The sequence below is a fragment of the Actinoplanes sp. NPDC026619 genome, from assembly GCF_040638295.1.
Lineage (GTDB): Bacteria > Actinomycetota > Actinomycetes > Mycobacteriales > Micromonosporaceae > Actinoplanes.
In genome coordinates, this window is the sequence record NZ_JBEZYA010000002.1 from 448,182 (window position 1) to 472,899 (window position 24,718).

General features: G+C 70.4%; 17 protein-coding genes. 10 read left to right on the forward strand and 7 right to left on the reverse strand.

The window, feature by feature from the left end; all coding sequences use genetic code 11:
- Window positions 1-22: 22 nt before the first annotated feature.
- Both aceB and aceA read right to left on the reverse strand, forming a co-directional pair.
- Window positions 23-1,648 carry a malate synthase A gene (aceB, locus tag AB0E90_RS07295; RefSeq protein ID WP_360400668.1) on the reverse strand — a complete coding sequence of 542 codons (1,626 nt, stop codon included), beginning with the start codon at window positions 1,646-1,648 and terminating at the stop codon, window positions 23-25.
- Window positions 1,648-2,931: an isocitrate lyase gene (aceA, locus tag AB0E90_RS07300; protein ID WP_360400671.1), complete on the reverse strand. Its 1,284-nt coding sequence runs from the start codon at window positions 2,929-2,931 to the stop codon at window positions 1,648-1,650. The genes aceB and aceA overlap by 1 nt, the downstream gene beginning before the upstream one ends.
- A gap of 128 nt (window positions 2,932-3,059) precedes the next feature.
- On the opposite strand from aceA, the gene AB0E90_RS07305 reads away from it, so the two are divergent.
- On the forward strand, window positions 3,060-4,508 hold the full coding sequence (locus AB0E90_RS07305; protein WP_360400674.1) for a helix-turn-helix domain-containing protein: 1,449 nt from the start codon (window positions 3,060-3,062) through the stop codon (window positions 4,506-4,508).
- A gap of 6 nt (window positions 4,509-4,514) precedes the next feature.
- Here AB0E90_RS07305 and AB0E90_RS07310 read toward each other — a convergent pair whose 3' ends face one another.
- Window positions 4,515-4,664, reverse strand: coding sequence for a hypothetical protein (locus AB0E90_RS07310; RefSeq protein ID WP_360400677.1), 150 nt, complete (start codon window positions 4,662-4,664; stop codon window positions 4,515-4,517).
- Window positions 4,665-4,851: 187 nt separating this feature from the next.
- Between AB0E90_RS07310 and fxsT (AB0E90_RS07315) the strand changes: the two genes are divergently transcribed.
- The 5 genes from fxsT (AB0E90_RS07315) (at window position 4,852) to AB0E90_RS07335 (ending at window position 14,968) form a co-directional block, all read left to right on the forward strand.
- Entirely contained in the window at window positions 4,852-7,542 is a 2,691-nt protein-coding gene (fxsT, locus tag AB0E90_RS07315; protein ID WP_360400680.1) for an FxSxx-COOH system tetratricopeptide repeat protein, read from the forward strand.
- Between the two features lie 162 nt (window positions 7,543-7,704).
- Entirely contained in the window at window positions 7,705-7,902 is a 198-nt protein-coding gene (gene fxsA, locus AB0E90_RS07320) for an FxSxx-COOH cyclophane-containing RiPP peptide (RefSeq protein WP_360400683.1), read from the forward strand.
- 1 nt (window position 7,903) lies between these two features.
- Entirely contained in the window at window positions 7,904-9,088 is a 1,185-nt protein-coding gene (locus AB0E90_RS07325) for an FxsB family cyclophane-forming radical SAM/SPASM peptide maturase (protein WP_360400686.1), read from the forward strand.
- Entirely contained in the window at window positions 9,085-10,302 is a 1,218-nt protein-coding gene (locus tag AB0E90_RS07330; RefSeq protein WP_360400689.1) for an HEXXH motif domain-containing protein, read from the forward strand. The genes AB0E90_RS07325 and AB0E90_RS07330 overlap by 4 nt, the downstream gene beginning before the upstream one ends.
- A 97-nt stretch (window positions 10,303-10,399) precedes the next feature.
- A complete protein-coding gene (locus tag AB0E90_RS07335; protein ID WP_360400692.1) occupies window positions 10,400-14,968 on the forward strand; it encodes an Hsp70 family protein in 4,569 nt (1,522 codons plus the stop codon).
- A gap of 111 nt (window positions 14,969-15,079) precedes the next feature.
- On the opposite strand, the gene AB0E90_RS07340 is transcribed toward AB0E90_RS07335, so the two are convergent.
- Window positions 15,080-15,685 carry a DUF2218 domain-containing protein gene (locus AB0E90_RS07340; RefSeq protein ID WP_360400695.1) on the reverse strand — a complete coding sequence of 202 codons (606 nt, stop codon included), beginning with the start codon at window positions 15,683-15,685 and terminating at the stop codon, window positions 15,080-15,082.
- Between the two features lie 100 nt (window positions 15,686-15,785).
- Here AB0E90_RS07340 and AB0E90_RS07345 point away from each other — a divergent pair, with 100 nt between their 5' ends.
- From AB0E90_RS07345 to AB0E90_RS07355, 3 genes are all read left to right on the forward strand, one after another.
- Window positions 15,786-16,397: a TetR/AcrR family transcriptional regulator gene (locus AB0E90_RS07345; RefSeq protein ID WP_360400698.1), complete on the forward strand. Its 612-nt coding sequence runs from the start codon at window positions 15,786-15,788 to the stop codon at window positions 16,395-16,397.
- Between the two features lie 169 nt (window positions 16,398-16,566).
- Complete coding sequence (locus tag AB0E90_RS07350; RefSeq protein ID WP_360401356.1) at window positions 16,567-16,701, forward strand: SDR family oxidoreductase; 135 nt, start codon at window positions 16,567-16,569, stop codon at window positions 16,699-16,701.
- 34 nt (window positions 16,702-16,735) lie between these two features.
- On the forward strand, window positions 16,736-17,389 hold the full coding sequence (locus AB0E90_RS07355) for a DUF998 domain-containing protein (protein WP_360400701.1): 654 nt from the start codon (window positions 16,736-16,738) through the stop codon (window positions 17,387-17,389).
- A gap of 27 nt (window positions 17,390-17,416) precedes the next feature.
- On the opposite strand, the gene AB0E90_RS07360 is transcribed toward AB0E90_RS07355, so the two are convergent.
- The 3 genes from AB0E90_RS07360 to fxsT (AB0E90_RS07370) are packed head-to-tail and all read right to left on the reverse strand — an operon-like array spanning window position 17,417 to window position 23,829.
- Window positions 17,417-19,111: an ABC transporter ATP-binding protein gene (locus tag AB0E90_RS07360; protein ID WP_360400704.1), complete on the reverse strand. Its 1,695-nt coding sequence runs from the start codon at window positions 19,109-19,111 to the stop codon at window positions 17,417-17,419.
- On the reverse strand, window positions 19,108-20,856 hold the full coding sequence (locus tag AB0E90_RS07365) for an ABC transporter ATP-binding protein (RefSeq protein WP_360400707.1): 1,749 nt from the start codon (window positions 20,854-20,856) through the stop codon (window positions 19,108-19,110). Before AB0E90_RS07365 ends, AB0E90_RS07360 begins: the two co-directional genes overlap by 4 nt.
- 54 nt (window positions 20,857-20,910) lie before the next feature.
- Complete coding sequence (gene fxsT, locus AB0E90_RS07370; RefSeq protein WP_360400710.1) at window positions 20,911-23,829, reverse strand: FxSxx-COOH system tetratricopeptide repeat protein; 2,919 nt, start codon at window positions 23,827-23,829, stop codon at window positions 20,911-20,913.
- A 139-nt stretch (window positions 23,830-23,968) separates the two neighbouring features.
- On the opposite strand from fxsT (AB0E90_RS07370), the gene AB0E90_RS07375 reads away from it, so the two are divergent.
- Window positions 23,969-24,709, forward strand: a complete 741-nt coding sequence (locus AB0E90_RS07375) for an arylamine N-acetyltransferase (protein WP_360400713.1) — start codon at window positions 23,969-23,971, stop codon at window positions 24,707-24,709.
- Window positions 24,710-24,718 lie beyond the last annotated feature (9 nt).

The window sequence follows — 24,718 nt, forward strand, 5'->3', positions numbered from 1 at the left end:
GGGCGCGCCGTTCTTTCTCCGATCAGGCCGCGACAGTGGCCTGATCGGTTGTCGCCGGAGTTCCGGAACCGCCGGACATGTGCCGCAGGTAGGCCGGCAGGGTCAGGAACTCGGGGCAGGTGCGCTCGGTGAGCAGCACCGTGAGAAGCGTCCGGGCCTGGCCGAAGAGCCGCGCCGACTCCTCGTCGAGCGCGCCGGTCTCGCTGAGCACGTCGACCTCCTCGCGCAGCATCCGGGTGACCAGGGCGGCCGAGACCGGAACGCCGTAGTCGGTCGGGGTGCTGCTGTGGATCCACTGCCAGAGCTGCGCGCGGCAGATCTCGGCGGTGGCCGCGTCCTCCATCAGGCCACCCAGCGCCACCGCGCCCCGGCCGCCCAGCCAGGCCGCGATGTAGCGCAGCGCGACGCTGCAGTTGTTGCGCAGCGCCACCTCGGTGACCTGCACGCCGAGCGTCTTGACGTCGAGCAGGTCGTCGGCGGTGACCCGCACGTCGTCGCGCTTGCGCACGATCTGGTGCGGCTCGTGGCCGAGCCACTGGTCGAACACGTCGCGGCAGGTCGAGACGAGACCGGGGTGGGCCACCCAGGAGCCGTCGAAGCCGTCGCCGACCTCGCGCCGCTTGTCCTGGCGGACCTGGTTGAGGGCCCGCTTGGCGGCGACCGGGTCGCGGCTGGGCACGACCGCGGCCATCCCGCCGATCGCGTGGGCGCCGCGCCGGTGGCACGTCTTGACCAGCAGTTCGGTGTACGCCCGCATGAACGGCGCGGTCATCGTGACCTGGGACCGCTCCGGGAGGACCACGTCCGGCCGGTTCTTGATCATGCTGAACAGGTAGTCCCAGCGGCCCGCGTTCAGACCGGCCGAGTGCTCACGCAGCTCGTACAGGATCTCGTCCATCTCGAACGCCGCGGTGATCGTCTCGATCAGGACGGTGGCCCGGATCGTGCCGCGCGGGATGCCGAGCTGGTCCTGGGCGAAGTTGAAGACGTCGTTCCAGAGGCGGGCCTCCAGGTGCGACTCCAGCTTCGGCAGGTAGAAGTACGGGCCGCTGCCCCGGTCCAGCTGGCGCTGGGCGCAGTGGAAGAAGTAAAGACCGAAGTCGAACAGCGAGGCGGAGACCGCCCGGCCGCCGATGCGCACGTGCGCCTCGGGCAGGTGCCAGCCACGCGGCCGCACCATGATCGTCGGAATGGTGGACCCGACCTTGTACTCCCGGCCGTCCGGCGCGGTGTAGTCCAGCTTGCCGTCCAGCGCGTCCCGCAGGTAGAGCTGGCCGAGCACGACGTTCTCCCAGGTGGGCGACGTGGCGTCCTCGAAGTCGGCCATCCAGACCTTGGCGCCGGAGTTGAGCGCGTTGATGGTCATCTTGCGCTCGGGCGGCCCGGTGATCTCGACCCGGCGGTCGGTGAGATCTTTTGCGGCGGGCGCGACCTGCCACGATGCGTCGTCGCGGATAGCCGCCGTCGACGCGAGGAAGTCCAGCTCGTCGGTGCGGGTGGTCCGGCGGCGCCGGCGGCGCTCCAGGATCTGCACCCGCCGGGCGCCGAACTCACGGTCCAGCGCCACGACGAACGCGACGGCCTCGGGGGTCAAGATCTCGGAGTAGCGGCCTTCGGTCGTACCGGTGATCGTGACCTCTTCAGCCATCAGAACTGCTCCGTCTCGGTCGAGCCCTTGAGGGCGGTGGTCGAGCTGTCGGGGTTGAGCGCGGTCGAGACGGCGTCGAAGTAGCCGGTGCCGACCTCGGCCTGGTGCTTGGTCGCGGTGTAGCCGTCCGACTCGGCCGCGAACTCGGCCTCCTGCAGCTTCACGTACGCCGTCATGCCGGTCTCGGCGTAGCCGCGGGCCAGCTCGAACATCGAGTGGTTGAGCGCGTGGAAGCCGGCCAGCGTGACGAACTGGAACTTGTAGCCCATCGCGCCGAGCTCCTTCTGGAAGCGCGCGATGTCGGCGTCGTCGAGGTTCTTCTTCCAGTTGAACGACGGCGAGCAGTTGTACGCGAGCATCTTGCCGGGGTGCACCTTGTGCACCGCCTCGGCGAAGCTGCGGGCGAACTCGAGGTCCGGCTTGCCGGTCTCGACCCAGAGGAGGTCGGCGTAGTCGGAGTAGGCGACCCCGCGGGCGATCGCCGACTCGGCGCCGGGACGCACCCGGAAGAAGCCCTCGGACGTCCGCTCGCCGGTCAGGAACGGCTGGTCACGCTCGTCCACGTCGGTGGTGAGCAGGTCGGCCGCAAGCGCGTCGGTGCGGGCGATGACCAGCGACGGCACGCCGAGCACGTCGGCCGCGAGGCGGGCCGCGTTGAGCGTCCGGATGTGCTGCTGGGTCGGGATGAGCACCTTCCCGCCCAGGTGGCCGCACTTCTTCTCGCTGGCGAGCTGGTCCTCCCAGTGCACGCCCGCGGCGCCGGCCACGATCATCGACTTCATCAGCTCGAACGCGTTGAGCGGGCCACCGAAGCCGGCCTCCGCGTCGGCGACGATCGGGGCGAACCAGTCACGCTCGTACTTGCCGGCCGCGGTGTCGATCTGGTCGGCGCGCATCAGCGCGTTGTTGATCCGCCGGACCACGGCCGGAACCGAGTTGGCCGGGTAGAGCGACTGGTCCGGGTAGGTGTTCCCGGAGAGGTTCGCGTCCGCCGCGACCTGCCAGCCGGAGAGGTAGATGGCCTTGAGGCCGGCCCGCACCTGCTGGACCGCCTGGCCACCGGTCAGCGCGCCGAGCGCGTTGATGTAGTCCTCGCTGTTCAGCAGCTCCCACAGCCGCTGCGCGCCGCGCTCGGCCAGCGTGTGCCGCTCCTGAACGGTGCCGCGGAGCTTGATCACGTCCTCGGCGGCGTACGTGCGCTTGATGCCCGTCCAACGGGGATCGCCGGCCCACTGGAGAGTGAGGTCCGCTGCGGTACCGCCCCGGGTCAGCTGATCAGTCATCGAAAGTCCCTTTCCTGCCCTGTCGCCGTGTTGCTCGGTGGAAGAATTCGACTGTCGCTCATCGCGCAACCCCCTCGGCAGGCATTTGTGAGCAGAAGAAACGCAGAATTTCTGCTAGCGTCAAACCCGTGACCGCTTCACTTTCTGAGGGCGCCGTCGATCTCGTGATCCTGGGTCAGCGCCTGCGCCACCTGCGCAAATCGAAGAACATGACGCTCGAGCAGATGAGCGAGGCGGTCGGAAGAGCGCCGTCGCAGCTCTCCATGATCGAGAACGGCAAGCGCGAACCGAAGCTGTCCGTCCTGCAGGCCATCGCCGCGGCCCTCGGCGTGCCGCTGCAGGATCTTCTCCGCACGGAGGCCCCGTCGCGGCGCGCCGGGCTCGAGATCGACCTCACGCATTTTCAACAGGAATCGGCGTACGCAAGTCTGGGTCTGCCGGTTGTCCGCGGTGGCCGCAGGCTGCCGGCGGATGCGCTCGAAGCGCTCGTGGGTCTGCATCGGGAGCTCGGCCGGGTGCTGGCCGAGCAGAGCGCCACCCCCGAGGTCGCCCGCAAGGCGAACGCGCAGTTGCGGGTCAATATGCGCGAGCGCGACAACTACTTCCCGGAGATCGAGGCGGCGGCGGCGACGGTGCTGCAGTCGGTGCGTTACACGACCGGGCCGCTGTCGCAGCGCGGCATCCTCGACATCGCAGCGTCACTGGGCTTCTCGTTGCACTACGTGAACGACCTGCCCGGCTCGACGCGCTCGGTGACCGACCTGAAAAATCGGCGGATCTATCTGCCCCAGGTGGCCAGCGGCAAGGGCCATGATCCGCGGGCGGTGGTGCTGCAGACGCTCGGCCATTTCGTGCTCGGGCACAACGATCCCAGCGACTACGGCGATTTCCTGCGCCAGCGGGTGCAGGCCAACTACTTCGCGGCGGCGCTGCTGATGCCGGAGAAGTTCGCGGCCGACTTCCTGCGCGAGGCCAAGGCCGACCGGGCGCTCGCGATCGACGACTTCCGGGACGCGTTCGGGGTGTCCTACGAGACCGCCGCGCACCGGTTCACCAACCTGGTCACCCATCACTTCGGCATCCCGGTCCACTTCACCCGGGTGCACGAGAACGGCATCGTCTACAAGGCGTATGAAAACGACGGGGTCCGCTTCCCGGCCGACGTCACCGGGTCGATCGAGGGGCAGCTGATCTGCCGCAAGTGGGCGTCCCGCTCGATCTTCCACGCCGACGACCCGTACTCGTCGTTCTACCAGTTCACCGACACGTCGGCCGGCACCTACTGGTGCACGGTGCACATCGAGTCGACCCGGTCGGGCGAGTTCTCGGTGACCGTGGGCACGCCGTACGAGCATGCCCGCTGGTTCCGCGGCGGCGACACCACCCGGCGCACCGTCTCGCGCTGCCCCGATCCGGACTGCTGCCGGCGGCCACCTGCCGACCAGGTGCGCCGCTGGTCCGGCGGCGCCTGGCCGAGCGCGCGGGTGCACTCGCACCTGCTGGCCGCCCTGCCGCCGGGGACCTTCCCCGGCGTCGACAACCAGGACGTCTACGACTTCCTGGACCGGCGAGCCTGAGACTCGTCATCCCGGGCCGCCGCACATCATGCGCAGCACACGTTCGGCGGTGGCCCGGCGGCTCTTCTTGCGGGAGCACAGGCTGATGGTGAGAGCGCTGAGGAACACGGCCGACTTGATGACCGGCCACAGCAGAAAGGCAACGGCAAAGATCAACGGAGCAAGGTGTAGGGGCATGCGGAACAGCCTGCGATGAGCGCGCCCTGACCAGGAGCTACCTGACTTTATACAGCGCACCTCTGACAACTTCGGCGAGCGGCTGACACGGTCTGTCGGGATCGGTCAGTTGTTCGTGGACTGAGCCACATGCGATCCTTGGGCGTCTGACAACGGAGCGTGCGGAGTGTCCATCGCCTTGCCAGGCCCCGACAAGGTGCCGGAAGGACCCAAGCGCGACCTCCTGATGCGGCTGCACGAGCTCTACAGCCAGGCCGGCAAACCGGCCACCCGGGTCATCAGCAAGCGCATCGACACCGAAAAGCTGGAATCGGTCTCGTACGAGACGATCAGCTCCCTGCTGCGCGGCGACAACGTCCCCGGCTGGGCCCGGCTCCAGTCGATCATCATGGCGCTGTGCCTGATGTCGGTGCACCCGGTCGAGGCCGCTCAGGAGCTGGTCCGGTTCAACGACCTCTGGCTGCGGTACGACTCACCGGGCGCCCCGCCGATCCGGGTCCTCCCCACGGAGATCATCCGCCCGGCGCGCCCGATCCCACCCACGATCCCGGCTCGCGTCGTCGTCGCCCGCGTGCACGGCGAGCTTCCCGCGCGCGACACGCGGTTCACCGGGCGGGAGAAGCTGCTCGACGACATCGAGGCCCAACTGGCCGCGTCGCCCGAGAAGCCACTGGTCCTGTTCGGACCGATCGGCGCGGGCAAGACGCAACTGGCCGCCGAATACGTTCGCCTGCACCGCGACCGCTACGCGGTGACCTGGTGGGTCGACGGCGCGAACGCCGAGCGGGCCGGCGAGTCGCTGCGCCACCTGGCCCACCGCCTCGACCTCGACGACGAGGGCCACCTGTTCCCGGTTCTCGAGCAGGCCGGCCCGTACCTGCTGGTCTTCGACGGCGTGCTCACCGGCGACGTGCGCAAGCTGCTCAACACCCGCGGCGGCAACGTCATCGCGACCACCCGCAACGGCGGCTGGGCGCGGGACAGCCCGCACGCCGAGCTCGAGGTCCCCGACCTCGACCCGAGCGAGGCCGCGCAACTGCTGCGCAAGGAAGATCCGCACCTCACGCCGGAGCAGACGTCGGGCGTGATCGAGGTCGCCGGCCGGCTGCCGATCGGTCTCGCCGAGGCCTGCCGGCTCCACCACGAGCAGGGGCTGCCCTGGGCCGATCTGGCCGGCCCGTTGTTCGGCGGCGGTCCGGTCGCCGACGCGGTCCGGGTGGTCCTGCGCGACGAGATGGCCGGCGAGACCGACCTGCTGCGCATGCTGACGCTGCTGCTGGGCTTCGGGCCGGCCCCGGTGTGGGGGTGGACGCTGCGGGCCGGCGCCGACCGGGACGTCTCGGCCGGCGTGCACCGGCTGCTGCGCGACCCGGCTGCGATGCGGCACGCGATGCGGCTGCTGGCCCGCTCCGGCCTCGGCCGCCGCGGTGCGGACGGCGAGTGGATCATGATTCCGGCGATCATCCGGCTGGTGCTGCGCGAGCTGCTGCCCGAGGCGTACGGCGAGGTCAACCGCCACGACGTCGTGCAGATCCTGGTCGCCGCCGACCCGGGCCAGCCGGAGAACGCCGAGACCCTCGCCCAGCACCGCGCGATCGCGCCGCACATCCGCCCGGCCGCGCTCGCCGCCACCCACCGCCCGACCGCCTACCAGACGATCCGGCACCAGATCCGCTTCCTGTTCCGCACCGGCGACCTCGAGGCGGCCCGGCAACTCGGCCAGGACGTCGAGGCCGCGCTCGCGGAGCCGGGCGCGCTGGCCGCCTCGGACGAGCTGATCCTGCAGATCAAGCGCGACCTCGCGGGCACGCTGCGCGCCGCCGGGCAGTACGTCCAGGCCCACCGGCTGTCCGCGGAGGCGATGGCGGAGGTCACCGGCCGCACCGACCGGGCGGTCGCGCTCGACGTGGCCCGCAGCTGGGGCCACGATCTGCGGATCGCCGGCGAGTTCGAGCAGGCGTACGAGCTGGACAGTCAGACCGCGCGGCAGCATGCCGGCCGGTTCGGCGCCGACGACTTCCGCACCGTGGCGAGCCGTTACAACCTGTCGGTCAGCCGCCGCTTCCTGGGCCGCTTCGGCGAGGCCGAGCAGGCCGACCGCCGCGACCTCGACCGCCTGCGGTCCGTCCCCGGCGACACCGACCGGCAGGCCCGGTGGGCGAACTCCCTCGCCGAGGACCTGTACGGCCTGGGCCGCTACTCCGAGGCCGAGAAGGTGCTGAGCGAGCTGCCGGAGACCGAGTCGGAGCGGGAGCTGCTGCGGGCCCGGCGGATGGCCGGCGTCCTGTCCCGGCGTCTCGGCCGGCTCGGCCCGGCCGTCGAACAGCTCGGTGTCTGCTATCAGGCCTGCGTGCGCGAGCTCGGCGAGCAGCGGGAGCTGACCCTGGCGGTGTGCATGAGCTTCGGCAACGCCCTGCGCGACCTCGGGCAGTTCGGCACCGCCCTGCACTACTGCACCCTGGCGGTGTCGGGTTACCAGGCCGCGATGGGCGCCGGCAATCCCCTGGTCGAGGTGGCCCGGGCCAACCGGGCCGCGGTCCACCTGGCGAGCGGCGACACCGAACGGGCGGCCGCCGAGCTGGAGCAGGCCTACGGTGTGCTGGTCGCCGCGTTCGAGGAGCGGCACCCGTTCACCGTGCTGACGGCGGTCAACCGCGCCGCGCCGGGTTCGGCCGAGCTGGCCCGGGAGGTCTTCGGGCCCGGCCACCTCGACACCCTCATCGCGGCCGCCCGCGGCCCCGGCCTCGACCAGACCCTCGCCACCCTGCGCCGTCGCTTCGGCGCCGGTCATCCGCTGGTCACCCGGGTGGCCGACGGCGCACCGGTGGTCGTCGATATCGAGCTGCCGTCCGGCTGACCGACGCTGTCAAATCTTGTCAGGTCGCGTCCGAATCGCCGCCGAAACCGTGTCCTCGACTGGACAGAAACCATAACTTTGGTCGGGCTCTGCCCTATTCGTATACCAAAACTATATTGACGCCCGCTGAGACGCTTCGGCCATCTCGGTGCGACGGAGGCCATGATGATCGACACTGACCCGAACCAGTCCGCCGGGGAGCCCTGGGCACCCCTGGTCGACGTGTCCCGCCTTCCACTGGCGCCGCTGAGCGCGGACGCCGACGGGATTCTCGGCCGGTCACTGCGCCGGGTGCTCGACAGCCTCCATGATCGCGACGGAGTGATCAGCGCGTTCGGTTCCGCTTTCCCCGAGGACTGACATGGACTCCCGGGCGGCACCATGGCCGTACGCCGACTTGGATGTCGCCGCCCTCCGGGCCGGCGGCCATCGTCCCGTGCCGTTCCGGGAGTTCGTCCTCAAGATCCACCAACGCTGCAACCTGGCCTGCGACTACTGCTACATGTACGAACACGCCGACCAGAGCTGGCGGGAACGCCCGCGCACGATGTCCGACGAGGTGCGCGACGCGACCCTGGCCCGGATCGCCACCCATGCCCGCACCCACGACCTGTCCCGCGTCCGCATCGTCCTGCACGGCGGCGAGCCGTTGCTGTACGGTCCGGCACGGCTGTCCTCGCTGGTCACCGCGGCCCGCTCGACCCTTCCCTGCCCGGTCGAGTTCAGCATGCAGACCAACGGCGTGCTCCTGACCGAACGAACCCTCGCCGTCCTGCGGACGCACGGCATCGCGGTCGGCGTCAGCGTCGACGGCACACCCGCCGAACACGACCGGCACCGCTCCTTCCCCTCCGGGAAGGGCAGCTTCGGCGCCGTCACCCGAGGACTCACGCTCCTCCAAAAACCGGAAAATCAGCAGGTGTACGGGGGTCTGCTGTGCACCGTGAACGCGTCCGCCGACCCGATCGCCTGCTACCAGCAGCTGCTTGAATTCGCCCCGCCGGCGATCGACCTGCTGCTGCCCCATGCGAACTGGGCCGCCCCGCCGCCGGAGCCGGTCGCCGACTGGCTCATCGCGGTCTTCGACCGGTGGTACGGCGAGAAGTCACCGGTCCGGATCCGGCTGTTCGACGACGCGATCGCCCTCGTGCTCGGCGGCGCCGCCCGCGGCGAACAGCTCGGCCTGAGTCCCTCCGGCGTGGTCGTGGTCGAGTCGGACGGCGACATCGAGCAGGTCGACGCGCTGAAGAGCGCCTACCCGGGCGCCTGCGCCACCGGGCTCAACGTCCTTCGCGACGACTTCGATCCGGCGCTCGACCATCCCGGGATCGTGGCCCGGCAAATCGGCCGGGCCGCCCTGTCCGACGAATGCCTGGCCTGCCCGGCCGTCGCGTTCTGCGGCGGCGGCCACTACGCCCACCGCTACCGCCCCGGCGCCGGCTTCCGCAACCCGTCGGTCTACTGCGCCGACCTGCAACTCTTCCTCCGTCACGTCTACGACCGCGTCGCCGCCGACCTGAACACGCTCGTGGGGAGCTCGTCATGATCGCCGTTCACCAGCTCTCCCCCGCCCTGTTCGAGCGGCTGGCCACCGGCGACGGCGGCGTCGAGGCGGTGCGCGAACTGCGCGAGGCACAGTTCAGCAAGCACCTCATGCTGATCCGCTACCTCCTGGACCAGAACCCGGCCGCCCACGCCCTGCTGGACCGGGCCCGGGACGCCGCGCCGGACCGTTTCCGCGACATCATCGGCGCCCCGCTGGTGGGCGGCTGGGCCGCGATCGCCGGCCGCGCGGCCATGCAGGACAAGCTGGACCCGGCCGACCTCGGACACCTGAACGCCATCGCGATCGTGGCGGCCGCCGCGGCCGGCATCGACGCCTCCGCCGAGATCCCCGTCCACCACGGGCTCGCGGTGCTGCCCGGCGTGGGCGCGGTCGAGGCCGGCGACGCCACCTCGGTGACCGTGACGACCACCCACGGCCGGCTGCGCCCCGCCACCGGCGGCTGGCTGCCGGTCCGCGACCTGACCGCGTCGTCGCACGGCCAGGTGATCCGGATCGGCCTCGACGACCTGCACCCCTACCGGCACGGCCACCACGTGCCCCCGGCCAACCGCCTCACCGACGCCGAGATCGAACGCTGGCGCACCTCCTTCACCGAGGCCTGGCGCCTGCTGGCCACCCACCTGCCGGACCGGGCCGCCGAACTGGCCGCCGGCCTGGAAACCCTGGTGCCACTGCAGCAGCTCGACCCGCGCTCGGCCCGCAGCGCCACCATCCGGCACGCCTTCGGCGTCTTCGGCCTGACCCTGCCGCCCACCCCGCACGACTTCGCGGTAACGCTGGTGCACGAGTTCCACCACTCGAAGCTGAGTGCCATCCTGGACCTCACCGAGCTGACCGACCCGGACGACAAGGGCCGCTACTTCGCCCCGTGGCGCACCGACCCACGCCCGCTGGCCGGCCTGTTGCAGGGCGTCTACGCTTTCGCCGGCGTCGCCGACACGTGGCGCGGCCTGCGCCCCGAGATCCCGGCGGCCACGGCCCGCTTCGCCGAGGCCCGCCTGCAGGTGGACCGCGGCCTGACGGCCGTCGAGGACTCCGGCGCCCTGACTCCCGTCGGTGAAACATTCGTAGCCAGCCTCCGCCAGACTGCGAACCGCCTGCTGGCCGAGCCCCTCCCGCCCGGTGCCGACGAGGCCGCCCGAGCCGCCCTGGCCCGCACCTACGCCGCTTGGCAGAACCGCAACGCTGCCTGACGCCCCTACGACCGTCCTCTTTGTCGGAGCAGCACAGCCACGTTGCTCGCCGGCGGCACCCAGTGACAAGATCGTCGCTCATCGTCATGATGGTTAGATGTCGCGAGCTCCCCGGAGAAGGCTGTTCATCGTCGGCTTTTTCCTGCTTGCCTCCGCCCTGGGCGGCCTGACCTTCACCCTCGGGCTCGGCGACACCGACAGCGTCTCCAGCATCGGTAGCTTCCTTTGTGCCACGGTCAGTCTCGGGCTGTACACCACGGATCGGGTGATCGCGGCCCAGGCCGCCGGCGATGGCAGCGTGGCCGCGCTGCCAGTCCGCTCTTCGTGGCGAAGCCGCTTCCTGGACTGGCTCGTCGGAAGCAGCTACCGGGTCGAGCGAGCCGAGCGGGCGCTTCGCCGGGCGGCCGGCGCCGGGCAGCAACGCGCGCTTCCGGCGGCCACGTCGAAGGCCACGATGTCCTGGGCGGTCGAGTTCCGGCGCGCGACGCTGCTGGCACTGCGATATCAGCCCGCGAAGGCCCGCAATTGGACAACGGACCCGCGCCTCCGCCCGCCTGACGCCGAGTTGCGCCGGGCCTTCCCACCGCGGCAGGTACGCCGTCTGGACGAGCTCGTGGCGAGCGCCGACCTCGACGTGCTGTTCAGCGTGGTCGACTTGGCCAGGAGCCTCGGCGCCCACACGCTCGAGGATCGTACCCTTGACCGCATCGCCGACGAGCTCAGCCGGACTCCCGAGACGGTGCTGGCCGCCGAGTTCGGACGTGACACCGATCGCTGGCGGTCCTTCTTCGAGCGGTTACCACCCGAGCGAACGTTCCGATCCTTCGAGATCGCCTTGGTCCGCGGCCGGCTCCGCGAGGCGGCGGTCCTGGTGAAGGAGCCCAGTCAAGTCGAACGGCTCGCATCCGAGTGTTTGGCGAGCCTCGATATCGACGTCGTCGATGCCGGAATCGATGCGGCGACGCGGCTCCACGATCTCGCGGTGGTCGCTTGCCTTCAGTTGCACGCGGGCGAGATCTTGGACGGAGAGAGCCGTCGGACCGACGCCGTCGGGCGTTACGCGGCCGCGCTCCGGGCGTGCCCGCCGACCGGCATCGAGACGCTCCTGGCCTTGGTGCAGCCGTGCCTCGTCGCGGTCCACTCCTGGGCCGAACGACATGAGTATGTCCCGGCCGCCGAATTCGTCGAGCTGCTGCGTACAGGTCTGGCATCTGGAGGCCAGGCCGGGCCGGCCGCCGAGGTCGATCTGGTGCGGGAGGCCCTGCTGGCCGAGGCGAGGCAATGGTTCGGGCAACGATTGCGCAGGACCGCCGAGCCGAGCCGGCCCGACGTCTATCTGAAATGGTGCCGGTTCGAGGAGGCTGCTGGCGAGCTCGCCACGGCAGCCCGCCGCGCCGAGGACGGTGGCCATGTCCTCAAGGCACATAGCCTGTTCTCGAGAGCGACCCTGTACGGCGAGGCGGTTCGAGTCAGCCAGAACGACAACAGCCCTGAGGGCCTAAGCCTGCGCGCCGCCACCCGAGCCGCCGCCGGCGACCTCTTCGCCGCGGCCGAGGACTTCCGGCGGGCCGGCGCCTGGCAGTCCGCCGCGGACAATTACCTCAAGGTTGATGCATACGCGGAGGCCGCCGACTGCCTCCGAGAGTTACATCAGGACCAAGCCATCGAGATCCAGCAGTTCGTGGAGACCGTGCGCAAGCTCGGCGACTTCGACCGCCTGGTCCGGCTCTGCCTACAGGCGATCGAGGACCACGGCCGCCACGCCGCCGCCCTTCGCGAGCTGCGGAGACTCTTGAGGGAGCAAAAGGTCGGTGTGGCCCTGCGGGCCAAGGTCGACGAGACCATACGGCGCGTCGACGGCTGGATTCGGCAGGCGTTCGAGGCTCGCGCGCAGGCGTGGACACAGCAGGCGGCCGAAGTGGTGGACAAGCGGTTCGCCCCGACGTGGGGGCTCGATCTCGGCACGAGCACCTGCATGGTCGCGATATACGACACCAAGCAGAAAAGACCCGTCCTCTGCTACTGGCACCATGACGCTGGATTCCCCTCGACGCTCTGCATCGACAGCGAGGGCCGCGAGATGGTCGGGCTGCGCGGCGAGGAGATCGCGTTCAACCGATTGCGCGGCGAGCCCATCAGCGACACCAAACGCGACATGGGTACCAACATGACGTACGGGGGTGGGCTGGTGGGGACCTATCGGCCCGAGGAAGTCGCCGCGCGATTGATTGCTCATGGCCGGATGATCGTCGAGACCATGCTGGTCGGACAGGTGCGGGAGCAGATCGCCGAATACTCCAGCACCGAACTCGGCGACTTCACCGAGGAGTGGCTCGACTGGGCACTGCGGGAACATCCCGTTCGCCTGATGCGTCCTCGGGCCCTTGTCACCATCCCCGCGTATTACCCGATCAAGGCTAAGAACGCCACGCGGGACGCCTGCCTCATCGCCGGTGTCGACCTGGTGCGGCTGATCCACGAGCCGACGGCCGCCTGCATCGCGGCTACTTTCGAGCGTGTTCAGATCACCGGCCGCGTGATCATCGTGGACTTCGGCGCCGGCACGCTCGATATCAGCCTTCTCAACGTGGAGGACCAGTTCTATGAGGTGCGGAGTCTCGCCGGCCAGACGCGACTCGGCAGCCGCGACTTCGACGTTCAGGTCGCCGCAGCGCTGGCGCAGCAACTGCGGCGTGCCGGCGAGGTGGTGCCGGATACGAAGGAGGCGAGGCATCGGCTCGAGGTCGCAGCGGAGAATCTGAAGATACAGCTCTCCTCCAGCAGCGAGGCGGAAGTCACGCTGCACGCGTTCAACAGCCATGACGTGGTGGTGACCCTGACCAGCCACGACCTGGAGTCCATCATCGCTTCGTCGCTGGCACAGCTCCGCCAGGTGTGTGCTGCCGCCCGTCCACCTGAAGGGGCCGACCATCTTGTCCTGGTCGGCGGTCCGGCCCACTCGCCCCTGGTTCGGCGGCACATCCAGGAGGCCTTCGGCGACATGCCCGTGAAACCGGTGTTCGAGCCACGCACCGCAGTTGCCATCGGCGCGGCACTGCAGGCGGCTGTGCTCGACGGGAAGATCGACGAAACCCTGCTGACGGATGTCACACCGTTCTCTTTGGGGATCAAGGCAATATCCGACAAGGGGAATCGCCATTTCGGCAAGTTGGTCGAGGCGGACGCGAGAATTCCGCTGAGCCGGTCCGAGGTGTTCTCGACGGACCAGGATGATCAGACGAATGTGCACGTCGAGGTCTACAACGGCCACCTGCACCCGGACTCCTTGATCGGCCAGTTCAGCCTCGACGGGATCGCACCGGCGCCACGCGGAATCCCCCAGATCGAGATCACCTTCGCCATCGACTCGAGCTGCGTGCTGACTGTCACGGCAAGAGATCTGGGAACAGGGAAAACCCAGAACGTCCGGATCACCGACACGACGATGTTGTCCCCTCGCGAGACAGAGGACATGCGCAGGCGTCTCGACCAGGTAGCCGCCCAGCAGAAGCTGACGACCGCATTGCGGGAGGCGCGTCGGCAGCTGATCGATCTGCTGGCCGAGACCGATGGCGTCGGCTCGGGCGTGGACCACCTTTGGGAACAGGTGCGACGCCGGATCGAAAGCCTCGATCCAGCCATCGGATCAAGGCTCGACGCCGAGACCGCCCTTACGCTCAGCGAGATTCGCGGCCGGGCACTCATGACGAACACCCGCGTCCGCGACACCTCCGAACGGATCGACGGAGCACGCGACCAGGCGCGGCGCGCGGCCAACCGAAAGTGGGGTCCCGCTCTGGAGGCCGAGCTCGTCGAACTGGCGAAGCATGAGACGGTCCTCCGCTCGGCCGCCGAGCAGATGGCGTCGCTCGAAGGCGAGTTGCTCTCCTGGTTCCATCTCCTCGCCCAGGTCGAGACAGTCGCGAGTCATGCCGAAGTGTTCCGACAGCGGTATGCCCGAGGCGACTACCGAGGTGCCCTCGACGTTGCCCGGACCGCCGGCCTGACCGACCCGGTCGACGTGGAGCGCCGCCGCCATGCTCTCGCCGAGGTCAGGGATGTAAGCGCATACCGCGCGGCAGTGGCCGATGCACGAGCGACGGATCCGCAGCTGAGCCGAGCGGCCGTCGATCTCGCGCCGGCAGTCACGGTGAGCAGGGTGGCGACGCCCGGCGGCCCGGTCATGACCGCGAGCGGCCTGCTCTTGGCCGGTGACCTCGTGGTGACCAGCCGCGAATGGATCCCCGGCGGCGGCAACGTGCGCGTTTCCGTTCTCGGCCTACCTCCCGTGGAGGGCATTGCCAAGCCGTCCGCGCACAGCGACAGCTTGATCGTGGTCCAGCTAGAAGCCCCGCTTCCGGTAACGGTTCCCCGCCTCGGCTACAGCGCCTCGCTGCAGGTCGGCGACGCGGTAACGCTGCCCACGATCGCCGGCGACCGCTATGCGCTGAGGCGCGGAATCATCGAACAGTTCCTGGACATGGCCGCGGGGCATCCCGCTACGATCCGGGTCAGCATGCAACATATCGACCCGTCGCTCACCGGCCGATTGGTCCGCAACGACCTCGACGAGATCGTCGGCATCGTCGTTGCCACGCGGCATGTCCCAGGACAGGTCACGGTCGTGACAGCCGATACGCTCCGCCTCGTACGCCTCGAAGCATGAGCGCCCGTGGGCGGGGAGTGCCCGACTGTCCGCGCGTGTTGGCGGGTCGTGACCGACGCTCACGCCCGGCGGAGACTTGGGCGGCTTCGGTCCGGGCCGAGGTGCTTGAGGTCAGTGTGGTCCGGGTGTTTCGGTGCCGGTTCTGCGGCGCCGGGCCGGTTGGCGCGCCCACCGGAGCAGCGCGATCTTGATCAGGGCGAGCGCGATGACGGCGTCGAACGCGACGCTGCTCCACCATGAGTGCCGCACCAGCGCTCCGGCCAGGCCGAGGTGCAGGGCGGCCGCCAGCACCACGGCCAGGCTCAGCAGGCCGGTCTGCCGGTGGCGGCGCAGGAAGCCGCGCTGCCGCTGGGGGGATGCGGCCGGGTCGGCACCCTGCCAGACGACGGGCAGGGGGTCGCGGCGGCTGAAGCGCTCGAGGTCTCGGTCGATGACGTCGCGGATCTGGGCCAGGCCGTCGTCGTCGACGGCGTCGATGCGCAGGGCGAGAGCTTTGTTGTCGGCGGTGAGGGTGCATTGTCCCCAGCCGGTGAAGACAACCGTGCCGGCGGTGTCGGTCCAGTCGGCGGTCACCTCCACTGGCCGGCGGGCGGGCGACGCAGCCAGGTGCATGCGAGGGGTGTGGCCGCCCGAGCCGATCGCGGCGGCGTGCCGGCAGAACTGGACGAGGTAGCGGCCGGCCCGGTCGGTCGGGATCCGTGCGTACGAAGTCGGCATCGCGTTCCTTGGTAGTTGGCTGACCTCCGCAATTTATCGAGACACTCTGTCTACGTCAATGACGAGTTGTTGGCCTCGTGACGGCATGTAGGATAATCGCGTGCCGAAGCTGTGGACCGAGACGATCGACGCGCACCGCGCGGCGGTGCGGGACGCCGCGATGGACGCGCTCGCCGCGCTGGTGGCCGAGCATGGTCTGGTCGCGTTGACGATGTCGCAGATCGCGGCGAAGGCCGGGATCGGCCGGGCGACGCTGTACAAATACTTCCCCGACGCCCAGGCCGTGCTGACGGCCTGGCACGAGCGCCAGGTCACCGCGCATCTGGACCAGCTGATCGCCGCCGACGATCCCGCGGCGGCGGCCGTCGTGCGTCTGGAGGCGGCCCTGCAGACGTACGCGCACATCCAGCACCAGTCCGCCCGCCACGCCGGTGGTGAACTCGCCACTCTGCTGCACCGCGGCGAGCATGTCGCGTCCGCCCAGCAGCGACTCCGCGAGTTCCTCGAAAGCCTGCTCGACCGGGCCGTCCAGGCCGGCGACGTGCGCCAGGACCTCACCGCCGCGGAGCTGGCCGCCTACTGCTTGCACGCCCTGACCGCCGCCGGCGCGATCGCCGGCCACGACGGCGTCAGCCGCCTGGTCGCCGTGACCCTCGACGGCCTGAGCTCCACAAAACCTGGCAGCGTCACCAACCAGGCCAAGCCGGCGTAGTGACCGGCCGCTCACCAGGCGGAACGCCCCGTCCGATCACCGCCGGACAGCCGGACAGCGCCGACCCGGCCGCGGTTGCCGAGGCGGTCGATCGGGCTCTCGATGAGGTCGGCCGGTTGGACATCCTGGTCAACAACGCCACCCTGCCGACGGTCCGAACGCCGACACCATCAACGGACTCACCGCCCTCGGCCATTACGCGGCGCCGGCCGACGTAGCGGCCGCGGTGGTATTCCTGGCCGGCCCGGAGTGCCGTTACCTCACCGGAGCCACGATCAACGTGAACGGTGGTTTCACCATCTGACAAGGGCATCGGCAATCGTCTCTAGAATGCTCAGATGATCGGGGATCGGGTGCGCCGGTGGGCGTGGGTGGGGTTCCTCGCCCAGGTGCTGTTCGTGGCGAGCTGGCTGCTCGCGGCCGTCTGGCAGGGCAGCGGTTACCACCCGATGGAGCACACCATCAGCGACATGCTGGCCGTCGGCGCACCGGCCGCCATGGTGCTCATCGTCGTGTTCACCCTGTGCGGCCTGGCCACGATCCTGTTCGCCTGGCTGGCGGTGCGCCCGGCCCTGCGCCCGGGCGGCCGCACCGCCACTGTCGGCGCCGTCCTGTTGACCCTGTCCATCTTCGGCGTCGGCGACGTGCTCGCCGGCGCCGAACGACAGGGCTGCCGCCTGGCCGACCCGGGCTGCACCGGGCCCGACCAGCGGGCCAACCTCGGCGGCAAGATCGACACCATGATCACCCCGACCGGCATCCTGCTTTTCATCGCCGCGGTCCTTGTGCTGGCCGCGGCCATGAAACGCGCGCCCGGCTGGCAGCGCTGGGCGTGGCCATTCCGCAGCGTCGGCGTCGGCTTCGCTGTTCTGCTGTTCGCCTTCGTCAACGCTCCCGCCGGCCTGACCGGCCTGTTCGAACGCTTCCTCGCCGCCTTCGGCGCCGCCGCGATCGCCGCCCTGGCCCTAGGCATCGCCCGCCGTGCGAGCTGACCCGAGCCGGAGAGGACCCGAGTGCACCTAATGGACGGTGTGCCGGGCCCAGCGGCGCGGCGTCGTGTCTTCGATGATCTGGCCGCCGGACATGACGAGGACTCGGTCGGCGATGTCGATCGTGGACGGCCGGTGGGCGATGATCAGGGCGGTGCGGCCGACCAGCGCCGTACGCATGGCGTGGTGGATCTGGCGTTCAGTGAGGATGTCCAGTGAGGATGTCGCCTCGTCGAGGATCATGACCGACGGGTTGGCTATCAGAACCCGGGACAGCGCGATCAACTGCCGCTGGCCGGCGGACAGGCGGCCGCTCAGGTGGGTGTCGTAGCCGTTCGGCAGGGCGGCGATGAAACGGTGCGCGCCCACGGCGGTCGCGGCCGCCTCGATGTCGGAACGGCTGACGCCTGGGTGGCCCAGGGCGATGTTGTCGGCGACGGTCGCGGTGAACAGGAAGGCTTCCTGGGGCATCAGCGCCACGGTGCGGTGCAGGTCGTCGGTGGGCAGGGCGCGCAGATCGACCCCGTCCAGGAGGATCCGGCCGCCGGTCGGGTCGTAGAGTCGCGCCAGCAGCTTGACCAGGGTGGACTTGCCGGAACCGGTGGCACCGACGAGCGCCACGATCTGTCCTGCGGGAATCGCCAGGTCCAGGCCGGGCAGCACAGTCGTGCCAGGGTGGTAGCCGAAGCTGACCCCTTCGAAGCACACCGGACGGCCCAGTTGCCCAGCGGGCAGGCGGGCCGGGTGGGCCGGCTCCGCGACGGTGGGTTGCCGGGTCAGGATGGCGGCGATCGCCCGGAGGGAGGCCGACGCCGAATGGTAGGCATCCAGGACGCCGCCGAGCCGGAGCGGTTCGTCGTAGAGGCGGCGCAGGTTCAGCACGACCGCGGCGAAGATGCCGAGCTCGACGTCGCCGGCAGCGACCTGGGCGGCGCCGGCCAGCACCAGGGCGGCTACCGCGATGTTGGCGACCAGCCGGGAGGCGGTGACGTAGCGGGCCATCTCCAGGCCGGCGGCGCCGTTGAAGCGCTCGTGTTTAGCGTTCAGGCCGGCGAAGGCCACGTCGTTGGCTCGTTCCTGGCACAGCGTCTGGACGGCGCGGATGCCGGCGAACGTCTCGGCGGCCCTGCTGGCGAGCATGGCGAGCGCGTCTGACCGGTGGGTGTAGACGGGCGCCGAGCGGCGGCGGAAGGAACGCATCGTGGCGAACAGCGGCACGATGACGGCCAGGGCCGCGGCGCCCAGTGGCCAGTCCAGATAGAGCAGCGTGGCGGTGATGACCACGGTGGACAGGCCGGCGGTCACGATCTGTTCGATGCTGCCGTCGAGCAGTTCGCGGAGGGCCTCCACGTCGCTGGTAGCGCGAGAGGTGAGCCGCCCGGAAGCGTGCTGGTCGTGGAAGGCGAGGTCCAGTCTCTGCGCGTGGACGAAGATGCGGTCCCGGAGGTCGGCGAGCACGTCCTGCCCGACGCGGGCGGAGGCGGTCACGAACCGGAATTGGGCGGCGCCGGATATCGCCGCGCACAGCAGGTAGCCGGCGGCCACGGCGATCAGCGGGCCGGTGTGGTGCGCGCGCAGGGCGGGCACGGCCCGGTCGAAGGCGTAGGCCACCAGCAACGGGCCCGCCTGCTGCGCGGCCTGCCGGACCAGGAGGACGGCGACGGCCAGGCCGATGCGCCGGGCGTGCGGCCGCAGCAACGACCTCAGCAGCGCCGCCGCGGTCAACGGGCCGTCACCGGCGTCATCAGCTCCGCGTACTCCCGGTTGGTTCGCAGCAGTTCGTGATGCGTTCCGGTGGCGGCGATCCGGCCACCGGACAGCAGGGCGACCCGGTCGGCGAGCAGCGCGGTCGACGGCCGGTGCGCCACGATCAGCGCCGTCGTGGTGGCCAGGACCCGGCGCAGCGCGGCCTCGATCAGCGCCTCGGTGTCGATGTCGAGGGCTGACAGCGGATCGTCGAGCACCATCAGCCGGGGCCGGGCGGCGACCGCCCGGGCCAGTGCCAGCCGCTGACGCTGCCCGCCCGACAGGGTCATGCCCTGCTCGCCGAGGCGGGTGCCGGCGCCCTCGGGCAGCGCGCGCACGAACTCGTCGGCCTGGGCGATGCGTAACGCCCGGTCCAACTCCGCGGCGCCGGTCGAGCGGGAGCCCATCAGCACGTTGTCGGCGATGCCGGCCGAGAACAGGGTGGGCTCCTGGAACGCGACGGCGACCAGGCCGCGCAGCTCGTCGCGGGACATGGTGGCGATGTCGGTTCCGTCGAGCCGGATCCGGCCCGCGGCCGGCTCGTACAGGCGCGGCACCAGCGCCGCCACCGTGCTCTTGCCGCTGCCGGTGGCGCCGACCAGTGCCACGCTCTCGCCCGGCTCGATCCGCAGGCTGAACTCGTCGAGGATGCGCGGCGAGCCGGGGTAGCGGAACCGGACCCGGTCGAACACCAGCCCGGCCGGACCCCGGCCGCGTCGGGCGACGGGTCCGGCCGGTACCTCGTCAACGGCGGGCGTGCCCATGACCTCCAGGTAGCGGTCGGCGGCGCCGGCGGCCGCGTTGCTGAGTGCCAGCAGCCCGGCGGTGGAGTCCACCGACGGTTTCAGGACGCCCGCGATCGCGACGACCGCGAGCAGGGTCCCGGCCGACACGGTTCCGTCGGCCACCTTTGTCACGCCCACCATCAGCACCGCGGCCAGGGCGAGGTCCGGCAGCACCGACAGCAGCACCGACACGGTCGCCAGCAGCCGCGCCTTGCCCAGCTCGGTGTCCCGAAGGCGGCCGGCCAGCTGCCGGAACCGGCGGGCCTGGTCGCTGCGGCGGCCCAGGCCGGTGATGACGCGGATGCCCAGGATCGACTCCTGGACCGTGGTGGTCACATCACCGACCTGGTCCTGCGCCTGCCGGGCCGCGGCGGCGTAGCGGGTTTCCAACAGTGCGCACAGCGGCAGCAGCACCGGCACCGGGGCGAGCAGCAGCAGGCCGAGAAGCCATTGCTGGGCCAGCAGGAGCGCCGATCCCACCACCAGCGTCACCGCGTTGACCACCAGGAACGGCAGCGCCACCGCGAGGAAGCCGTGCAGCAATTGCAGGTCCGTCGTGCAGCGGGACAGCAGCTGGCCCGACGGCCACCGCTCGTGGGCGGCGACCGGCAGCCGCTGGACATGGCCGAAGAACTCCTGCCGCATTCCGGCCTCGATGGCGGCGAGCGGGCGCGCCACCAACCGGCGCCGCACCCCGAAGATCGCGGCCTCGGCCACGCCCAGCGCCAGCAGCAGCCCGCCGCCGAGCCACACCCCGGCCGGGTCGCGGTGCGCCACCGGCCCGTCGGCGATCCCCTTCAACACCAGCGGCATCAGCAGGGCCAGCACCGACGCCGCAGCGGCGAGGACCGTGGCTGCGGCCAGGCGCAGGCGGACCGGGCGCACCCACGGCCACAGCCGGGCCAGGGACCGCACCGCGGAGCGAGTCGGAGTCGGCATCAGCCGTAGACGCTAGAACCGGATTGCGGCCGGCACACGCGAATAAACGGGCCCTCAGGTCGGGGGTGGTTCGATGTCGCCTTCCAGGCGGTGGCCGTCGGTGGCCAGGAGGACCTCGGGGTGGTCGGGGCCCAGCAGCGCCTGCAGGCGGCCGACCGCGTCGTCGAACATGGCGTCGGCCTGGTCCGAGGCGCCGGCGGCGCGCAGGTCGTGGGCCAGGTTGACGGCGCGCATCAGCACGTACGGGTGGTCGGCGCCGCCGCGGGCGCGCAGGCCCTCGGCGTCGGTCGCGCGACTCAGCTCCATCATCCGCTCGGACAGGGCCAGTGCCTCGGGCGCGCGGCCGGTCAGGGCGTACCCCGTCGCGACCGACGTGCCGGCGCACAGGGTGTAGGGGTGTTCGGCGGCCAGTTTGTCCTGCAGCCGGGTGTACGTGGTCAGGTCGACGGCCAGGGCCCGGTCGGGCTCGCCGGTCGCGCGCAGCAGGACCGCCTGGTTGACCTTGGCGGCCAGGGTCAGCGGATGGTCGGCCGTGAAGTCCTTCCGGTAACGGGTCAGCGACTCGTCGATCAGGCTCGCGGCCTCGCCGTACTCCCCCAGTTGCCGCAGCGTGTTCGCCAGGCTCATGCTCGCCGCGACCGCGTGTTCGTGGCCGGCGCCGAACTTGCGGACGGTGCGCTCGCGGGTCTCGCGGATCAGCTCCAGCGCGCCGGGCCGCTCGTGGCCGGGCCGCCGGTCGGGGTGCAGGTGGCCCAGCTTGCGCATGGCTATCGCGTAGGTTCGCTCGGCCAGCAGGACCGACGGGTGGCCCTTGCCCAGCATCCGTTCGGCGGCCGGCATCCACTCGTCGAGGCGCTTGCGGGCGGCCTGGTAGTGGCCCAGGCCGTAGTAATCGCGCGCCACGTTGATGTGCATGTGGACGACCTGCGGGTTTACCACGCCGGAGTCGGCGTAGTGCGACGCGATCTCCTCGTCCAGGCGCAGGGCGGTGGCGAACTCGCCGATCAGGCGGTGGTCGACGGCGAGGTTGCCCATCGCGCGCAGGATGTAGACGTCCTCGTCGACGAAGGTGCGCCGGTGGGCCAGGACGCTCTGCCGGTCGAACTCCAGCGCCTCGCGGTAGCGGCCGGCGATGCGCAGGTCGTGGCCGACCTGGTTGCCGGTGACCACGGTGTAGTCGTGTTCGGGGCCGAGCTTGTCGTTCTCCTTCAGCCGCTGGTAGGCGTCCTGCAGGATCTCGGCCGCCCGGCGGCTGTCGCCCAGCGCCCGGGTCGCGTTGGCCACGTGGGCCAGGGCCAGCAGCGTGGCGTGGCCGTCCACCCCGATGTCGTCGGCGCCCGGGCCGGCCTTGGCCCATTCGTCGGCGGCGGATTTCGCGAGCAGGCGGCTGCCGTCGTAGTCGCCGCTGATGTAGAGGAAGCGGACGTGGTCGAGGACGGTCTGCCGGCCCTGCGGCGAGCCTGAGTGGATCATGTCGGCCGGCCGGAGGTGCGGGCCCATCTCGGCCTGCAGGTCGAGCTCGCCGATCTCGTCGGGGTCGCCCGGGGCGGCCGCGGCCAGCAGGTTCTGCACGTTGCGCAGGGCCTGTTCGCGCTGCTCGGCGTCGAGCGTGTCGCGCAGCACCCGCTGCACCAGCCGGTGCACCTGCAGGCGGGAGGTCTTGTCGGCGCTGGCGTGGATCGGCGACGACGGGGTGCGGCTCACCGTCTTGGCCAGGCCGTAGCGGCGCAGCTCGCGGGTCAGCTGCCCGTTGCGGACCGGGCTGTTGAGCGCTTCCTTGAGCGGCGAGGACAGGTCGGCCATCCGGCCGCGGCTCAGCAGGGACTGCCGGATGCCGTCGCCGCCGAGGTAGGCGAAGAGCGCGAACAGCTGGGCGATCGCCTCGTCGATGCTGTGCAGCTTTTCCAGCGCGACCGCGACCAGGGCCGCGACCGTGCGCGGATAGTTCGGCGGGCGGCCCTCGTCGAGCAGCTCGATGTGGTCGTCGAGCAGGCGGAGGTATTCCGGGATGGGCATGCCGGTCGCGACGTACCACGCGGCTGCCTGCTCCAGCGCCAGCGGCAGGTCGCCGAGCTTGTCGGCCAGCTGGTCGGCCTCCTCGGCGGTGATCGGCGGATTGCCGTTCGGGTCGAGGGTGCGTTTGGCGATCAGCTCGACGCTCTCGTCGCGACGGAAGATGTCGACCTCGATCGCGACCCCGATGCCGCTCCACAGCTCGTTGCGGGTCGTCACGATCACGTGGCCGCCGGTCGTCGGCAGCAGCGGCAGGAGGCTGGCCGGGTCGTCGGCGTTGTCGTAGACCAGCAGCCACTCGCGGTCGCTGCCGGCCAGCCAGTTGAGCAGGGTGCGGGCGGTCTCCTGCTGGTCGTCGGCGATCGGCAGGTCGAGGCGCTGGGCCAGCAGGGTAAGGGCGGCCAGCACCGCCGAGATCTCCTCGGACGGGATCCACCAGATCAGGTCGTACTGATCGAGGTGGCGGTGCACGTATTCATTCACCAGCTGGGTCTTGCCGACGCCGCCCATGCCGCGCAGCGCCGGTGGCATCACCGACGTCGACATGCCCTGCTCGAGCGCCACGTCGAGGGCCGCGCCGAGCCGTTCGAGCAGCTCCACCCGGCCGGTGAAGTTGCGGTTGCGGATCGGGATCTCCCCGACGATGCGCTCCTCGGGCCGGTAGACGTGCCGGCGGGGCGCATAGAGGCGGGACATGGTCAGCTCGGCGAAGCGCTGCGCGGCGTCGCCCGGGTGCCGCAGGGCCAGGATCTCACCGAGGATCCGCAGGTCGGCGGGCGCGTCGACCAGCTCGTGCAGCAGGGCGGCCAGGTCTTCGCGGGCGTCGTCGGAGCGGGTGAACGCGAGATCGCGAGTCAGGGTGTTGCTCAGCTCGGCGACCCGGTCGTCGCGAATGGAGCGGCTCTCGAGACCCGGCACCTGGAGAAGCGCATCGAGGAGAGGAGTGTGCGGTTCGGACACAGCTTCTCTTTTCGCCGAGCGGGGTGATAAATCCCTGAGCCCGCAGGATATCGGACCCGCGCAGGCCAGGGGTACCAGCGGAAACGTCGCATCATGTGCACTTGACCTGAAGCCGGGTCGAGGTCGCATGGTTCACGACATGGACATCGACGCATACCTCGACCGGATCGGGGCCGGGCGCTCATCCTCCCTGGCCGAGCTGCACCGCGCCCACCAGGAGACGGTGCCCTTCGAGAACCTCAGCATCCACCTCGGTGAGACGATCTCGCTCCACCCCGAAGATCTTTTCGACAAGGTGGTACGGCGTCGGCGCGGCGGCTTCTGCTACGAGCTCAACGGCGCGATGGCGATCGTGCTCGAAGAACTCGGATACGGCGTCGCCCGAGTCGGGGTGCGGGTGTACGGCGGGGAGCGGTTCGGGCCGATCTTCGATCACCTGGCTCTGATCGTGACCGATCACGACGGTGAGCGGTGGCTGTTCGACGTCGGCTTCGGCAGCCACTCGACGTACCCGCTGAAGGTCAGTGACCGAGGCGAGCAGAAGGACCCCGGCGGGGTTTTCACCGTCGCCGAGACCGCGGCGGGAGATCTGCTGGTCAGCCGGGACGGGAAGCCGGTGCACCAGATCGAGGTGCAGGCCCGCGAGCTCGGGGATTTCGAGCCGGCCTGCTGGTGGCAGCAGACCTGGCCGGGGTCGCATTTCCGGAACGGCACCGTGTGCACGCGGCTCGACGGGGACGGGCGCATCACGATCTCGGGACGCAAGCTCATCCGTACGTCATCAGGCAGCCGGACCGAGACGACGCTGGACAGCGACGCCGACCTGCTCGCCGCCTACCGTGATCTCTTCGGGGTGGTCCTCGACAAACCCGTGTCATAGGGATTGCCT

What these genes read in the sequence shown, in the direction of transcription:
- aceA (WP_360400671.1), bottom strand. Translation starts at nt 2,931, where the DNA reads ATGACTGATCAGCTGACCCGGGGCGGTACCGCAGCGGACCTCACTCTC.
- fxsA (WP_360400683.1), top strand. Translation starts at nt 7,705, where the DNA reads ATGATGATCGACACTGACCCGAACCAGTCCGCCGGGGAGCCCTGGGCA.
- AB0E90_RS07355 (WP_360400701.1), top strand. Translation starts at nt 16,736, where the DNA reads ATGATCGGGGATCGGGTGCGCCGGTGGGCGTGGGTGGGGTTCCTCGCC.
- aceB (WP_360400668.1), bottom strand. Translation starts at nt 1,648, where the DNA reads ATGGCTGAAGAGGTCACGATCACCGGTACGACCGAAGGCCGCTACTCC.
- AB0E90_RS07325 (WP_360400686.1), top strand. Translation starts at nt 7,904, where the DNA reads ATGGACTCCCGGGCGGCACCATGGCCGTACGCCGACTTGGATGTCGCC.
- AB0E90_RS07340 (WP_360400695.1), bottom strand. Translation starts at nt 15,685, where the DNA reads ATGCCGACTTCGTACGCACGGATCCCGACCGACCGGGCCGGCCGCTAC.
- AB0E90_RS07375 (WP_360400713.1), top strand. Translation starts at nt 23,969, where the DNA reads ATGGACATCGACGCATACCTCGACCGGATCGGGGCCGGGCGCTCATCC.
- AB0E90_RS07330 (WP_360400689.1), top strand. Translation starts at nt 9,085, where the DNA reads ATGATCGCCGTTCACCAGCTCTCCCCCGCCCTGTTCGAGCGGCTGGCC.
- AB0E90_RS07335 (WP_360400692.1), top strand. Translation starts at nt 10,400, where the DNA reads ATGTCGCGAGCTCCCCGGAGAAGGCTGTTCATCGTCGGCTTTTTCCTG.
- AB0E90_RS07365 (WP_360400707.1), bottom strand. Translation starts at nt 20,856, where the DNA reads ATGCCGACTCCGACTCGCTCCGCGGTGCGGTCCCTGGCCCGGCTGTGG.